This window comes from Pseudoalteromonas sp. TB25 (assembly GCF_000497995.1).
Classification (GTDB): domain Bacteria; phylum Pseudomonadota; class Gammaproteobacteria; order Enterobacterales; family Alteromonadaceae; genus Pseudoalteromonas; species Pseudoalteromonas distincta.
Window position 1 is genome coordinate 18,955 of sequence record NZ_AUTI01000340.1, and the last position, 15,921, is coordinate 34,875.

Consider the following 15,921-nt stretch of genomic DNA (forward strand, 5'->3'; position numbering starts at 1 on the left):
GGTGTTGTTATTGAATCTCGTCTTGATAAAGGCCGCGGTCCAGTTGCATCAGTACTTGTTCAATCTGGTACGCTTAACCAAGGTGACATTGTATTATGTGGTCTTGAGTATGGCCGTGTTCGTGCAATGCGCGATGAAAACGGTAAAGACATCAAGTCGGCAGGTCCATCTATTCCAGTGGAAATTTTAGGTCTTTCTGGTATTCCAGCTGCGGGCGACGAAGCAACTGTTGTTAAAGACGAGCGTAAAGCGCGTGAAGTTGCTTTATACCGTCAAGGTAAGTTCCGCGATGTTAAACTAGCACGTCAACAAAAAGCTAAGCTTGAAAACATGTTTACTAACATGACTGAAGGTGATGTTTCTGAAGTTAACGTGGTACTTAAAGCAGACGTTCAAGGTTCTATCGAAGCAATCTCTGATTCACTAACTAAACTTTCTACTGATGAAGTGAAAGTGAAGATTGTAGGCTCTGGTGTTGGTGGTATTACTGAGACTGATGCGACACTAGCTGCAGCGTCTAACGCAATTGTAGTTGGCTTTAACGTTCGTGCTGATGCTTCTGCTCGTAAAGTGATTGATACTGAAAACTTAGACCTTCGTTATTACAGCGTAATTTATGCCTTAATCGAAGAAGTTAAGCAAGCAATGTCAGGCATGCTAGCACCTGAGTTTAAACAAGAAATCATTGGTCTTGCGCAAGTTCGTGACGTATTCAAGTCTCCAAAAATTGGCGCAATTGCTGGTTGTATGGTTACTGAAGGTGTTATTAAACGTAGCGCTCCAATCCGTGTACTACGTGAAAACGTGGTTATCTATGAAGGTGAACTTGAGTCACTTCGTCGCTTTAAAGACGATGTTGCTGATGTTCGTAACGGCATGGAATGTGGTATCGGCGTTAAGAACTACAATGACGTACGTGTTGGTGACCAAATCGAAGTATTTGAAACAGTTGAAGTACAACGTACTCTTTAATTGTTAGCTCGCTAAACTAATAAATGGGGGCTTAGCCCCCATTTGTGTATCCATTATTTAATTAGCTTATTATTAAATTTCAATAAGTTATGATTTTAGGACAAATGCAATGAGAGAATTTTCTCGCACTGATCGTGTTGCACAGCAAATCCAAAAAGAAATTGCTGTAATTTTACAACGCGAAATTAAAGATCCACGCTTAGGTATGGTGACAGTGTCAGCGGTAGAAGTATCGCGTGATTTATCTTATGCCAAAATTTTCATCACTGTGTTTAACACACAAGATGAAGATGCAGCTAAGCAAAGCGCTAAAGTACTTAATGAAGCAACGGGTTATATTCGCTCGTTACTTGGTAAGCGTATTCGTGCTCGTATAATGCCTGAGTTAAAGTTTGTAGTTGATAATTCACTGATGGAAGGTATGCGTATTTCTAATTTAGTGGATTCTATTATCCGCGAAGATAACGCAAAGCATGTCGATGAAGATGTAGAAAGTGTTGATGCTGATATTTCAGATAGTGAACAAAGTACTAAGCACGTAGAAGATACAGATAGCGAAGAAGGCACTGATACAGATGGCAAAGCGCAGTAAAGGCCGTGCAGTTGACGGTATTTTGTTGTTAAACAAACCGCAAGGCATTTCATCAAATAAAGCTCTGCAGCAAGCGAAAGGTGTTTATTTTGCACAAAAAGCTGGCCACACTGGGGCTTTAGACCCGCTTGCTACAGGTATGCTGCCAATTTGTTTTGGTGAGGCGACTAAGTTTACGCAGTTTTTACTCGATACAGATAAAACCTATATCGTTCGTGCAAAACTGGGTGAGCGTACAACAACATCAGATTCTGATGGCGAAATCGTAAGCACGAAAGATGTGAATGTGACGCGTGAGCAGTTAACAAAAGAAATTGCAGCTTTTGTTGGAGAGTCAGATCAATATCCATCAATGTACTCAGCACTTAAGTATCAAGGTAGACCATTATATAAGTACGCACGAGAGGGTATTGAAGTCCCTCGTAAATGCAGAAAAATAAATGTGTTTAGCTTATCGTTTGACGAATTTGATGAACAAAACAACGTATTACAAATGACGGCTCATGTATCAAAAGGGACGTATATTCGTACAATCGTTGATGATTTGGGCGAAAACCTAGGGTGTGGCGCACACGTTATAATGCTTCACAGAACTGCTGTTGGTCAGTATCCGGCAGATAAAATGGTTTCGCTTGATGAAATTGAAGCGTTGCTTGCTAAAGCGAAAGCAGAAGAGCTTGCGCCTTCTACTTATTTAGACGCGTTGTTATTACCTATAGACACTGCTTTAACTGATTTACCTGTTATTGAAATTTCGAAAGAGCAGGGCAAAGTATTTAGTCATGGGCAAGCAGTCGAGTTACCTGAAGCTTTACCTGAGGGGGCAATTAAAGTTGTTGCGGATGGTGTGTTTATTGGTACTGGCGAGCGCAACTCAAGTGGCCATTTAAAGGTTAAACGTGGTCTTGCTAGCCAGCAAGATGATTACGTAAAGCCTGAATAAGCAACTAGTGTGCCCAGCAGTGGCTTATTAGTTGTAGATGGGAATAATTAACTTGTAGTTATTCCTACAGTTGGTAGAATACGCCGGCTTAATCGTTTTGGCTGAATTAGTGATCGGCTAAGACACCTTTTAAATTTAATTTTTGGAGTTACTATGTCACTAAGCAATCAAGAAAAAATCGATATCATTGCTAAATTTGCACGTGCAGAAGGCGATACAGGTTCATCAGAAGTACAAGTAGCATTACTTACTTATGATATCAACAAGCTTCAAGGTCACTTTGCTGATCACAAGCATGACTTCCACTCACGCCGTGGTCTGCTTCGTAAAGTAAGCACTCGCCGTAAACTACTTGATTACCTTAAAGGTAAAGATATCACTAGTTATACTGCACTAATCAAAGAACTTGGCCTACGTCGTTAAGAACTAGATTATAGAAATGGGAGCTTTTTAGCTCCTTTTTTTGTGCCTAAAATTTGTGTTTGAAAATAAAACAAATTTATAAACTTATTGAATTATATTGTAAAACTCCTATTTCATAGCTTATCAAGCATCGTTGTATTTACCCACTCATTAGCCCAGCTTAAATCTAGTAGCTAGTGTGTGTTGACCTTTCGTGATTAATTTTGCAGCTGTATGTTTGGTCTTTAGGCAAGGCAGCGCCTATGTAGTGTGGTTATTCGCCACAAATAGGCGATAACGCAGCATTAATGCCAAACATGCGCTGCCCTGCGGGTTCATCCTAGGGGCGATTAACTCTTTGTTACTCGATTTTTACTTAGCCCACTAGGTTACAAATCTCGCGCCGTGATTAAATCGCCCCTAGATTGAACAAATTTCAATCCACAAAGATCAACACACCCTAGACTCGCATTTTGAAGTAGCTTTGGTATATACTATGCGCGTAGGTAAAAAGGTTTATCTGCAATTATTCACATCATTGCCAATTGTAGTACTTAATTGATTTCCAACTGAATACAATTATGTACTGTAATTGGTACTTTGATGACAACTTATTAGAATACATTTAAGGAATATTTTAAGTGCAAGCAATTATTAAAGAATTCAAACTAGGTCAACATACAGTGACTCTAGAAACTGGTGCAATCGCTCGTCAAGCAGACGGCGCTGTACTTGCAAGCATTGGCGACACTTCAGTTTTAGTAACTGTTGTTGGTAAGCGTGAAGCACAACCTGGTCAAGACTTTTTCCCACTAACAGTTAACTACCAAGAGCGTATGTACGCTGCTGGTCGTATCCCTGGTGGTTTCTTAAAGCGTGAAGGTCGTCCTAACGATGGCGAAACTCTTATTGCACGTCTTATTGACCGTCCAATTCGTCCACTTTTCCCAAGCGGCTTTGTAAACGAAGTACAAGTTATTGCTACTGTTGTTTCTGTTAACCCTGAAATCCAACCTGATATGGTTGCGATGATTGGTACTTCAGCAGCACTTGCTATCTCTGGTATTCCATTCAGTGGTCCAATTGGTGCATCTCGTGTTGGTTACATCAACGGCGAATACGTACTTAACCCTACATTAAAAGAGCTTGAAGAAAGCCAACTTGATTTAGTGGTAGCCGGTACTGATAAAGCGGTACTTATGGTTGAATCAGAAGCTAACGTACTTGCAGAAGACGTAATGCTTGGCGCTGTTGTATATGGTCATGAGCAATCTCAAGCGATCATTACTGCAATCGAAGAATTTAAAGCGCAAGCAGGCAAGCCTACTTGGGATTGGACTGCACCTGAGAAAAATGTTGCACTAGAAGATAAAGTAGCAACTATTGCTGCTGAAAAAGTAGGCGCAGCTTACTTAATCACTGATAAAGTAGCGCGTAAAGAAGCTCTTGGTGAAGCTAAAGATGAAGTTGTTGCAGTATTAACAGCTGAACTTGCTGAAGGCGAGTCTTTAGACAAGCAAGAAATTGGCAAAATCTTCGGTTCACTTGAGAAGAAAATCGTTCGTGGCCGTATAGCTGCTGGCGAAAAACGTATCGATGGTCGTGAACCAGATATGATTCGTGCACTAGACGTAATGACTGGCGTATTACCGCGTACTCACGGTTCTGCTATCTTTACACGTGGTGAAACTCAAGCGTTAGTAACAGCGACACTTGGTACAGAACGTGATTCACAGTTAATCGACGATTTAACTGGTACTCATAAAAACCACTTTATGCTTAACTACAACTTCCCTCCATTCTGTGTAGGTGAAACTGGTTTTGTTGGTTCTCCTAAGCGTCGTGAAATCGGCCATGGTAACCTTGCTAAGCGTGGTATTTCAGCTGTAATGCCTACACTTACTGAGTTCCCTTACTCAATCCGTGTAGTATCTGAAATTACTGAATCAAACGGTTCTTCTTCAATGGCGTCTGTTTGTGGTACTTCTCTAGCACTTATGAACGCGGGTGTACCAATTAAAGCATCTGTTGCCGGTATTGCGATGGGTCTAGTTAAAGAAGACGATAAATTCGTTGTTCTTTCTGACATCTTAGGTGATGAAGATCACTTAGGTGACATGGACTTTAAAGTTGCCGGTACTGCTGCAGGTATTACTGCACTTCAAATGGATATCAAAATCGAAGGTATCACTCAAGAAATCATGCAAATTGCGCTTAAACAAGCAAAAGCTGCACGTTTACATATCTTAGAAGTGATGGATGAAGCGATTTCTGCTCCTTCTGAAGAGCTATCAATGTTTGCTCCTCGCATATACACAATGAAAATCCCACAGAAGAAAATCGCTGAAGTTATTGGTAAAGGTGGCGCAACTATTCGTCAGCTTACTGAAGAAACTGGTACAACGATTGAAATCGGTGACGACGGTACAATTAAAATTGCCGCTACAGATGGCGAAAGTGCAGCTAATGCAATTAGCCGTATTGAGCAATTAACAGCTGAACTTGAAGTAGGTACTATCTACGAAGGTAAAGTTGTACGTATCGTAGACTTCGGTGCGTTTGTAAACATTCTTCCTGGTAAAGATGGTCTAGTACACATTTCTCAAATTAGTACTGAGCGCGTTAATAACGTGGCTGATCACCTTTCTGAAGGTCAAGAAGTTAAAGTTAAAGTACTAGAAGTAGATCGCCAAGGCCGTGTACGTCTAAGTATTAAAGAAGCAATGGAATCAGCAGCACCTGCAGCTGACGCGCCTACTGACGCGTAATTGCTAACTTATTAATCTAGTTATATTAGCTAGATAGTAAAAAAGGGGCTGTTTAGCCCCTTTTTTTATGCTTTAATGAAACCTTATTGGACAAGGTCTGTCTTATATTAATCGCGATATATCTTGGTATTAAGGATTTTAATGATACTCAAACATTTAGCTTTGGCATCTTTTGCTATTTTGTCTTTAAGCGCTTGCCAAACTACAACAGAATCAGAACCAACCCCGATTGTTAATGTGCCATTTACTGCACCTTTAGCTTCTGACTTTAGAAGTGAAATTGCTATTGCACGCTACTCAGAGCTATTAAATAGAGCCGACTTAAGCGAAGAGCAACAAGCTAAGCTTTATTACGACCGTGGTGTACTTTTTGATAGTCTAGGTATGACAACTCTTTCGCGTATTGATTTTAATCGCGCAGTAAAGCTTAAGCCTGATTTAGCTGAAGTGTATAATTTTTTAGGTATTCAACATACGCTTATGCAGCAGTATGAAAAAGCCTATGAGTTTTTCGATTCTGCCCTAGAACTTGATGAAGAGCATGAATACGCCTATTTAAATCGAGGTATCGCACTGTATTACGGCGACAGAGCAGGCCTTGCTAAAAATGATTTTAATGAATTTTTAGCTCGCTCTCCAAAAGATCCGTACCGAGTTTTATGGGTTTATTTAGCACAAGCACAAGAGGATAAAGCCGTTGCGCTTGATGCACTTAAACAAAATGCCACTGCGCTTGATGAATCACAATGGGCGTACCAGTTAATTTCTCTTTATACGGGGGATATGAGTGAACATGCATTTTTATCTGGCATTAGTGATGGTGTTAGAACTGAGCAAGAATATGCGCAGCGTTTATGCGAAGCTTATTTTTATTTAGCTAAAATGCATCAAGCAGCAGGTGAGCTGTATTTAGCATCAGACTACTTTAGGCTTGCGCTAGCAACTAATGTACACGAGTTTATTGAGTACAAATATGCGCGTTTAGAGCTTGAGTTGATGCAAGGTGTTGACGCAAGTTAAGCGTTTTAAATTAATAGGTGTATTACTATGTTGTTTGTTAATTACAGGCTCGAGTAATCACCTAGGCGCTATTGGCTTTTGGCATGTTTTAAACGCAAAAGCTAATGTGCTACAAAGTTATTGGAAATCACCTGGTTATTTTTCTGATCACTTAGAGCAGTTACCAAATACCTCTTTAGCTATACTCGCCCGCAGTAAAATTTCTTCAGCCCAATATATGTATTCTCTTAAGCTTATTAAAAACAGTCAGAGCGATACTGCAAAACAATTTTGGCTCAGAGCATTAAATGATTTAACAAGCCCAGAGCGTAAAATATTAGCAACAAAGTTACTTGAGCACTCACGTTGGAGCGATTTAAAGTTACTCGCTAGTAAAAACAAATTACCAGCAGGGGATGTGCTAAATCATCTAAAGCTTCAGTTAAAAACACCACAGAGTAAAGTATCTAGTGAGTTTATCCACGCTCTCGGTTTTTCATCTTTAATAAATATAAGTAAACCTAATAAGCAATGTATGTTTAACGTGCTGACTATGAGCGATCATCGTAGTGGCTTATATAAACTCACCGAGTTTATTAATGCTTATAATAAACAGCCAGAGCCCCGTGAAAATATTTTTTGCTTTTCAAAACCAGTTTACGTTGCAGGTATGCTTGAGTGTAAAAGTAGCACTAATCAAATAGCAAAGTGTGACTGGCAATCAGCTAAACTCAATAACCAGCTTCCTAACAATTTTAATTTTATAGTAATGATGCCAAAAGATGGAACGGCTAATGTTACTAAAGGAACAATGCTAATAAACTCAAAAGCAAAATACAGTGTGTTTTTGCATGAGTTGATGCATTTTAACGGTTTTGAAGATGAATATGCGCTACCTAAAGCTAAACAAGCATGGTTGTGTGCAAAAACGGGTTTTGTGGCACCTAATTTATTTATCTCTCATGATGAGTCGCCCCCAATAGGCTGGCATAAAGCAAAGAGTTGCCAGATAGGTGGTGTTGCATATAAACCTAGTGAAAATTGGTCTATTATGCAATATCAGCAGTTAGGGCTCTCGGCGCAGTATAGAGAGATTTGGTTGAAGCATTTAGATATGACCAATGGTAATTCTTATCGCCACTCCAGCGCGCTTACATTTGCAAATAAGGCCATATTAAATTAACAATTATCAGTATTAATTAATTGTTTTTGTAGGCTTAATAAATTGTTAGTTCATGTTTAAAAAACACCCATACAGAACCGCTTTTTATAGACAAAATCAGTGTTTTTCAGTATAACTATAGTCATTAATGTCGTTTAAAAACAGGCAGTAAAAGCATCCCTTAGTATTAAAAAGAGATGCCCTGATAAACTTATGATTATAAAAGGCCCTACATTATGACTTTGCTCTGGATACCCTTGTTATCCTTAATTGGCAGTGTTATTTCTGCATGCACAGGTAAGTTATCCCGCAATTTAAGCACTAGTTTAACGGCTCTTGCGCCTTTAACGGCTTTGGGAATAACTTTATACCATGCACCTGCAGTTTTAGCGGGCGAAACCATTCGTTACTCTTTCGCTTGGATCCCGTCAATAGGGCTCGACCTATCTCTGCGGTTAGACGGCCTCAGTTTATTGTTTATGTTTATGATTTTAGGCATAGGCTTGCTCGTTATCCTCTACACGCGTTACTACCTCAGTGCCAACGACTCAATGGCTAAGTTATATAGTTATTTAATGCTGTTTATGACCGCAATGCTTGGCATTGTTATGTCTAACAATGTTATTCAGCTGTGGTTGTTTTGGGAATTAACGAGCATCAGCTCATTTTTATTAATTAGTTTTTGGTGGCATAAGTCTGAAGCGCGAAAGGGTGCTCGTATGGCTCTTGCTGTAACAGGCGCGGGCGGCTTAGCGTTACTTGCAGGCTTAATGCTATTAGGTGATATTGTTGGTAGTTATGACCTAGATGTTATCCTAGCGAGTAAAGCGATAATTCAATCTCACGATTTATACGAAGTAGCATTAGTATTGGTGCTATTGGGTGCGTTTACTAAATCGGCACAATTTCCATTTCATTTTTGGCTTCCTCATGCAATGGCAGCGCCTACGCCAGTGAGCGCGTATTTACATTCTGCAACCATGGTAAAAGCCGGTATATTTTTATTAGCACGTTTTCATCCTGCTTTAGCTGGCACCGATACGTGGTTCTTACTTGTTGGGTTAACAGGTTTAGCTACGCTGTTGTTTGGTGCTTACATAGCATTATTCAAACACGATTTAAAAGGATTGTTAGCTTACTCAACAATAAGCCATTTGGGTTTAATAACGCTATTACTCGGGCTTGATACTGAGCTTGCGACTGTTGCTGCTATATTTCATATAATTAACCATGCAACGTTTAAAGCGTCGTTATTTATGGCCGTTGGTATTATCGATCATGAAACAGGCACGCGCGATATGCGTAAATTAAATGGTATGTGGCGATACTTACCATACACTGCAACGCTTGCAATGGTCGCGGCGGCTGCTATGGCAGGGGTTCCATTACTTAATGGGTTTTTATCTAAAGAAATGTTTTTTGCAGAAACGCTGCATCAGCAAGTGCTTGGTTCTATGTCGTGGTTAATTCCAGTACTGGCAACGGTTGCAGGCGCATTAGCTGTTGCGTACTCCGCACGCTTTATTCATGACGTGTTCTTTAATGGTGAACCAATTGATTTACCTCGCACGCCGCACGAACCGCCACGTTATATGCGGGTACCAATAGAAATATTAGTTGTGATTTGTTTACTAGTGGGTATGTTCCCACACTTTACAATTGATGGCATTTTATCTGCGGCGTCTTTAGCTGTACTTGGAAAAGAAATGCCAGTTTACGAATTGGCTATTTGGCACGGGTTTAACTTGCCTCTATTAATGAGTGCAATGGCGATTGCTGGCGGTTTATTTATTTATATTAATCGTAAATATCTATTTCAGTTTCAAGCGTCATTACCACCTTTAAATGCTAAAAAAACCTTTGAACGTGTAATTTTAAGTGTTGTTGCTTGGTGTCAGTCAAAGGTAAGCAGTATCGAAAATGGATCGCTGCAGCGCTACCTAGTAATTATGTTAGCGGTAGTCTTACTGTGTGCCGGTTGGCCATTATTTGAAATGCAACAACTTGCTGGCAGCATGCCACTTACCCCTGTTGATGTGCACAATGCAATTGGTGCGGGCTTATTGATTATTGGTGCTCTTGCTACCGTTATTTGGCATCGCTCTCGAATGGTATCGTTGTTAATGCTCTCAATCGTAGGGTTAATGGTATCGGTTGTATTCACACGCTTTTCTGCTCCTGATTTAGCACTTACACAGTTAACTGTTGAGGTTGTTACTATTATTTTACTTATGCTGGCATTGTTTTTCTTGCCCCAGCATACGCCAAAAGAATCAAGTTCATTACGCGTACTTCGAGATTTAGGAATTGCCTCTACGTTAGGTGTAGTTATAGCGAGTATCTGTTATGCATTACTTACACGTCCATTAGATTCAATCTCAGACTTCTTTATTGCTAACGCTAAAATTGGTGGCGGTGGAACTAATGTAGTTAACGTTATTTTAGTCGACTTTAGGGGCTTTGATACGCTTGGTGAAATTACCGTATTAGGCATTGCCGCATTAGGTATATTTAAAGTACTTTCTCGAATCCCATTATTTATGCCAGCAAGTGACAGCGAAGGGCGCCCATGGGCACGAGAGCGCCATCCAATCTTACTGGCGAGTATTTCACAAAGTTTATTACCGCTTGCGTTATTGGTTTCTGCATATATTTTCTTACGCGGACATAACTTACCTGGCGGTGGCTTTATTGCTGGACTGGTAACGTCAATCGCGTTTATTTTGCAATACATGGCGCATGGTACAGCATGGATAAACGGACGTTTTGATGTTAATTATCGTAAAATCATAGCTTCAGGCATTGGTATTTCACTGTTCACTGGTGTGGGTAGCTGGTTCTTTGATAAGCCATTTTTAACAACTTGGTTTGACTACTTTGATATTCCGTTTGTCGGTAAAACAGAGCTTGCCAGCGCGATTGCATTTGACCTAGGTGTTTACTTAACGGTTGTAGGCGCTACGCTAATGATTTTGGCAAGCTTAGGTAATATGACGGCAGATACCCAGAAAAAAGAGGTAAATATTTAATGGAATTATTGTACGCATCTTGCGTTGGAGTATTGGTCAGTTGCGGTGTGTTTTTACTGCTAAGAGCTCGTACGTTCCCTGTAGTACTTGGGCTTACTATGATTTCATATGCTGTTAACTTATTTTTGTTTTCAGCAGGTCGTCTTACTATTAATAAAGCGGTAGTGCTTGGTACTGGTACAGAATACGCCGATCCTCTACCTCAAGCTTTAGTGCTTACAGCTATTGTTATTGGTTTTGCGATGACCGCATTCGTGGTTATTTTGGCAATACGTGGACGCGCCGATTTAGGTAGCGACCATGTTGATGGTTATGTGCCCAACACCTCTGCAGATAATAAGGAGCAAAAATGATCCAACATTTAGCTTCGCTCCCTATTTTATTACCTATGCTGACGGCTGTTATTTTATTGCTGCCACCATGTGGTAAAAGCGTTAAAATTCGCCGCTTAGTTTCAATTGTAATGGCAATAGCTACTTTTGCCATTAGTGTGCTTTTACTTGTACATGTTAATAATACAGGTATTAACGTTTACGCTATTGGTAATTGGTCTGCACCATTTGGAATAGTCTTAGTAGCCGATATGTTGTCTACCTTATTGGTTACGTTAACTTCATTTTTAGGTTTGGGCGCTATTTTATATGGTAGTGCTGGCGATGATGAAAAAGGCAGCTTTTATCACCCACTTGTTCACTTTTTGATATTAGGTGTAAATGGCGCGTTTTTAACTGGCGATTTATTTAACCTATTTGTATTTTTTGAAGTGCTACTGATTGCATCTTATGCATTGTTAATGCACGCAGGTGATAAACAAAATACTCGCGCGGCATTGCAATATGTAATATTGAATTTAGTTGGCTCAAGCGTATTTTTAATTGGTTTGGGTATTTTGTACGGTGTGCTTGGTACGCTTAATATTGCAGACATGACGCAAAAGGTATCACTACTTACAGGTGATGATGTATATCTAGCAAAAGCAGGCGGCTTACTGCTATTAATAGTATTTGCTTTAAAAGGCGCACTATTACCTCTGCATTTATGGCTTCCAAATACTTACGCAAGTGCTAAACCTGTGGTTGCTGCATTGTTTGCGATTATGACTAAAGTAGGCGTTTACGCTATGCTTCGTGTTTATACGGTGATATTTGGTGAACAAGCCGGAGCGCTTGAACACATGGCGCAGCCTTGGCTTTGGGGCTTAGCAATTGCGACCATTATAGTAGGTGCAATTGGTGTGATGGCAGCACAAGACTTACGTAAACTCACATCTAACTTAGTATTAGTATCGGTAGGTACGCTGGTTGCGCTAATAGCATTGCAAAATGTAAATGCCACTGCTGCACTTTTATATTATTTAGTGCATTCAACACTTGTTAGTGCCGCACTATTTTTACTAGCAGACTTAGTTTCAATCCAGCGCGGTAAAGTTGGCGATAGACTAGTAGCAGGTCGCTCTGTAAAACAGCCATTTTTATTAGGTGTGTGCTTTATTATTGCGTCTTTAACGGTAGTTGGTATGCCACCACTGTCAGGCTTTGTAGGTAAAATTTGGATACTTAAAGCGACATTAAACAGTGAGCAAGCTTTACTATTTTGGCCAGTATATTTAGTAACAAGTTTTGCGTTGTTAGTAGCGCTTTCGCGCGCTGGCACAACTTTGTTCTGGGAGCATAGAAGCAAAAGTAGCGAAAATGCCGATTGTGCAAGTGCACACCCGTTGCAGGTAACTGTAATTATAGCTTTACTTGCATGTTCGCCATTGCTAGTTATTTTGGGCGGACCAATAAGTGAATATATGCTAAATGCTGCTACTCAGTTACATGATCTAAGCGGCGGTATTAATGCTGTACTTAAAGGAGGCATGTGATGAGATTACAAGCCCGTTTTCGTTGGTTACCAACGCCATTTCGTAGCTTATTTTTGTTTATGGTTTGGTTATTGTTAAACAATAGCGTATCGGTAGGGCACTTAGTATTAGCGACTATTTTTGCGATACTTATCCCTATATTGAGTTTTTCGTTTCGAGACCCTCAGCCACTGATTTTAAAGCCAGGCTTGGCGCTTAAGCAGTTACTTATAGTGCTATACGATATTGTTGTTGCAAATTTACAAGTGGCTTTACTTATACTTGGACCATCAAAAAAATTGCGTCCGGCCTTTATAAAAGTTCCTATAGATTTAACACACGACATGCCAATTACTATATTGGCTAGTTGTGTATCGCTTACACCTGGTACTGTGAGTGCAGAGGTTTATCCAATTGCTGAGTCGTTACCTGAAGGTGAAGAGCCAACGCAACGCTACTTACTGATACATGTGCTTGATCTTAAAGATGAAGAAGCACTTATCAAACAAATAAAACAACGCTACGAAGCTCCACTAAAGGAGATATTTCAATGTTAGATACTGTATTACTCATTGTTTTTTCGATGATTGGCTTATCATTATTGCTTAATTTATGGCGATTGATCATCGGTCCGTCAGTGCCTGACCGTGTTTTAGCGCTCGATACTATGTACATTAACGTCATCGCACTGATTATTTTATACAGCATTAGTATGGATACAGGGCTTTATTTTGAAGCTGCACTGCTCATTGCCATGCTCGGCTTTATAAGTACGGTTGCAGTGTGTAAGTATTTACTACGTGGCGATATAATTGAATAAGGTGAAAACATGATCAGCGAATGGGTTGTATCAATATTATTGTTATTTGGTGGTACGTTTATTTTAATTGGCTCAATAGGTTTAATTAAACTACCTGACTTTTTTATGCGTTTGCATGGACCAACTAAAGCAACCACGTTAGGCATGGCGAGTATGTTAATTGCGGCTATGGTTTATTTTGCAAGTTCAGAGCATGGCCTAAGTGTTAAAGAAATACTCATTACTATATTTTTACTAATTACAGCACCGATTAGTGGTTACATGCTAATAAAGTCAGCTATTCATCATAAGCTAAAAGCCAAAGAAGGCACTAAAGGCCTAGATAATGTAGAAGACGACTAACGCAAAAAGTAATTTATAAAAGGCCGAATAAATTCATTTTATTCGGCCTTTTTAATGATTGCTTGTACCCTTTACAATACAAACTATTCATGTGACTATAAATCCATTATTTATATGAAAGGATATTATTATGGGTAAAGTACTACTTTTATCATTACTGATTTTTTCTAGTAGTTTATATGCTGAACAAAATACTAAGCAGCAAAAAATAGATGAACTCATTAGTGTAATGAATTTAGATTCAATGGTTGATTCTATGTACGGCCAGGTTGAAGGTATGATGAAAGGCATGTCAGACCAAATGGGTGTTAAGCCTTCTGAGCAAGCAATTTTTGATAAGTACTACGGCGACATGACGACGGTATTAAAAACTGAGATGAGTTGGGCTAAAATGCAGCCAATGATGGTCAATGTATACGACAAGCATTTTAGTGAGCAAGAAATTGCCGATATGTTAGCATTTTATAAAACAGATACAGGGCAAAAAATACTCGAAAAAATGCCTGTTGTAATGCAAGAGTCTATGCAAATGTCACAAAGCTTAATGAAAGATGCTATGCCTAAAATACAAACTTTGGCGCAGCAACTAAGCGACGAATTAGAGCAAAGCCGTAGCGAATCAAACTAGGGCAGCGCATGTTTGGTATTTATGCTGCGTTATCGCCTGTTTATGGGGGATAACCACACAACATAGGCTCTGCCTTGCCTAAAGACCAAACAGTCTGCATAAATTAAATCACCAATGATCAACACGCTCTTAGATTAATACGCGCCTTACTTAGGCGCTTCTCTGCTAAATTACATCCCCTTCAGATAATACACGGCCAATATCAGCTTAAGTTAATTATGTTTGTGTCATTATGCCAATGAGCAACAATACTTAATCAATTTGAGGGATTAAGTACGGCGCTAACTGCATAAAACATTTTTTATATACGACTGCATGAATGCAGGGGCAATTAATAATAACAACTAAATAACGAAACCTTTGCCTTGTTATCCACTCGATTTATTGTCCTTAAATAGAGCACTTAATTAAGCCAATTAGTATTATTTTGTTAGTTTTAAAATAGCCATTGACCTATGTGTTGCACCTAGGTTTATTATGAAGCTATTGAAACACGACGGAGTTAAATTATGTATGTTAAACAACTCGCCAAGTTAATGGGCGTGACTGCAGATACTGTTCGTCATTACACACGAATTGGGTTACTTCATCCAATACGCAGTGAAGAAAATGGTTATCAAGAATATACAAAGCAAGACCAGCAGCGTTTAAAGTTTATTATTAGCTCTCGTCAACTTGGTTTTTCTCTCAAAGATATTCAACACATTATAGGCGAGTCTGAGCAGGGGAATTGTCCTTGTCCGTTAACGCGTAAACTCATTACTAAACGCCTAGAAGAAACCGAAGCACTATTTCAAGAAACATTAAAATTACGAAATAGAATGCATGCAGCTCTGGCGCAATGGGATACATCAGCCGATGGTGCAAATGCCAGTGACGTGTGTAGTTTAATAGAATCTTTTGTTGATCCAATAAACGATTCTGCAAATAAGGAGCAGCGTAATGACGACTAATACAAAAGACACCGCGCAAAACTTTATTATTGAAGGCGCTAATTGCGGCAGTTGTGTGGCTAAAATTGAAAAAGCCCTTAATAGCGTGCAAGGTGCGCAAAATGTAGAAATGAACTTTGCACAGCGTACAGTACGTGTAGAAGGTAAAGCCCGCGAAAGCACGCTTATTAAAGCAGTCGAAAACATTGGTTATTCAGCTAAGCCAATGAGTAACGAGTCTGATCAAGATGCACTTGATGAAAAAGCAAAATCGGATGAGGCACATTACAAAAAGCTAATGCGTAATATGATATTAGCGTTAGGGGTCGGTGCACCGTTAATGATATACGGGCTTATTTTTGATATGAGTGTGACCACCGACACACAACGAATAGCCTGGTTTTTAGTGGGTATAGTCACGCTTGTGGTTATGGCTATATCAGGTAAACAATTTTACAACGGTGCATGGCAGGCATTCAAAAACCA

At 39.6% G+C, this 15,921-nt stretch carries 15 protein-coding genes and 1 pseudogene (1 of these 16 only partly in view); all 16 read left to right on the plus strand.

Annotation, left to right across the window (positions count from 1 at the left end):
- Positions 1-972, plus strand: a pseudogene (infB, locus tag L652_RS01000000123815) (translation initiation factor IF-2); it begins 1,691 nt to the left of the window's first position.
- Between the two features lie 109 nt (positions 973-1,081).
- The gene (rbfA, locus tag L652_RS0113650) at positions 1,082-1,564 is read left to right on the plus strand and encodes a 30S ribosome-binding factor RbfA (protein ID WP_002958487.1); all 483 of its coding nucleotides are present in this window, start codon (positions 1,082-1,084) and stop codon (positions 1,562-1,564) included.
- Positions 1,548-2,507 (plus strand): tRNA pseudouridine(55) synthase TruB, encoded by a 960-nt coding sequence (truB, locus tag L652_RS0113655; protein WP_024595969.1) that lies wholly within the window; start codon positions 1,548-1,550, stop codon positions 2,505-2,507. Before rbfA ends, truB begins: the two co-directional genes overlap by 17 nt.
- A gap of 153 nt (positions 2,508-2,660) precedes the next feature.
- Positions 2,661-2,930, plus strand: a complete 270-nt coding sequence (gene rpsO, locus L652_RS0113660; protein ID WP_002958490.1) for a 30S ribosomal protein S15 — start codon at positions 2,661-2,663, stop codon at positions 2,928-2,930.
- A gap of 620 nt (positions 2,931-3,550) precedes the next feature.
- A complete protein-coding gene (pnp, locus tag L652_RS0113665; protein ID WP_002958491.1) occupies positions 3,551-5,677 on the plus strand; it encodes a polyribonucleotide nucleotidyltransferase in 2,127 nt (708 codons plus the stop codon).
- 141 nt (positions 5,678-5,818) lie between these two features.
- Complete coding sequence (gene nlpI, locus L652_RS0113670; protein WP_002958493.1) at positions 5,819-6,697, plus strand: lipoprotein NlpI; 879 nt, start codon at positions 5,819-5,821, stop codon at positions 6,695-6,697.
- Entirely contained in the window at positions 6,684-7,859 is a 1,176-nt protein-coding gene (locus L652_RS0113675) for a hypothetical protein (RefSeq protein WP_024595966.1), read from the plus strand. Before nlpI ends, L652_RS0113675 begins: the two co-directional genes overlap by 14 nt.
- A 215-nt stretch (positions 7,860-8,074) precedes the next feature.
- A complete protein-coding gene (locus L652_RS0113680; RefSeq protein ID WP_024603510.1) occupies positions 8,075-10,867 on the plus strand; it encodes a monovalent cation/H+ antiporter subunit A in 2,793 nt (930 codons plus the stop codon).
- Complete coding sequence (locus L652_RS0113685) at positions 10,867-11,220, plus strand: Na+/H+ antiporter subunit C (protein ID WP_010554685.1); 354 nt, start codon at positions 10,867-10,869, stop codon at positions 11,218-11,220. The genes L652_RS0113680 and L652_RS0113685 overlap by 1 nt, the downstream gene beginning before the upstream one ends.
- On the plus strand, positions 11,217-12,734 hold the full coding sequence (locus L652_RS0113690) for a monovalent cation/H+ antiporter subunit D (protein WP_024595965.1): 1,518 nt from the start codon (positions 11,217-11,219) through the stop codon (positions 12,732-12,734). The genes L652_RS0113685 and L652_RS0113690 overlap by 4 nt, the downstream gene beginning before the upstream one ends.
- The gene (locus tag L652_RS0113695; RefSeq protein ID WP_002958499.1) at positions 12,734-13,270 is read left to right on the plus strand and encodes a Na+/H+ antiporter subunit E; all 537 of its coding nucleotides are present in this window, start codon (positions 12,734-12,736) and stop codon (positions 13,268-13,270) included. Before L652_RS0113690 ends, L652_RS0113695 begins: the two co-directional genes overlap by 1 nt.
- Entirely contained in the window at positions 13,264-13,533 is a 270-nt protein-coding gene (locus tag L652_RS0113700; RefSeq protein ID WP_007378493.1) for a K+/H+ antiporter subunit F, read from the plus strand. Before L652_RS0113695 ends, L652_RS0113700 begins: the two co-directional genes overlap by 7 nt.
- A gap of 9 nt (positions 13,534-13,542) precedes the next feature.
- Positions 13,543-13,875, plus strand: coding sequence for a Na+/H+ antiporter subunit G (locus tag L652_RS0113705; protein WP_002958501.1), 333 nt, complete (start codon positions 13,543-13,545; stop codon positions 13,873-13,875).
- Between the two features lie 130 nt (positions 13,876-14,005).
- A complete protein-coding gene (locus L652_RS0113710; protein WP_024595964.1) occupies positions 14,006-14,503 on the plus strand; it encodes a DUF2059 domain-containing protein in 498 nt (165 codons plus the stop codon).
- Between the two features lie 509 nt (positions 14,504-15,012).
- Positions 15,013-15,456, plus strand: a complete 444-nt coding sequence (locus tag L652_RS0113715) for a MerR family transcriptional regulator (protein WP_024595963.1) — start codon at positions 15,013-15,015, stop codon at positions 15,454-15,456.
- The coding region (locus L652_RS0113720) for a cation transporter (protein WP_024603511.1) at positions 15,446-15,921 on the plus strand (476 nt) is incomplete at its 3' end. The genes L652_RS0113715 and L652_RS0113720, both read left to right, overlap by 11 nt.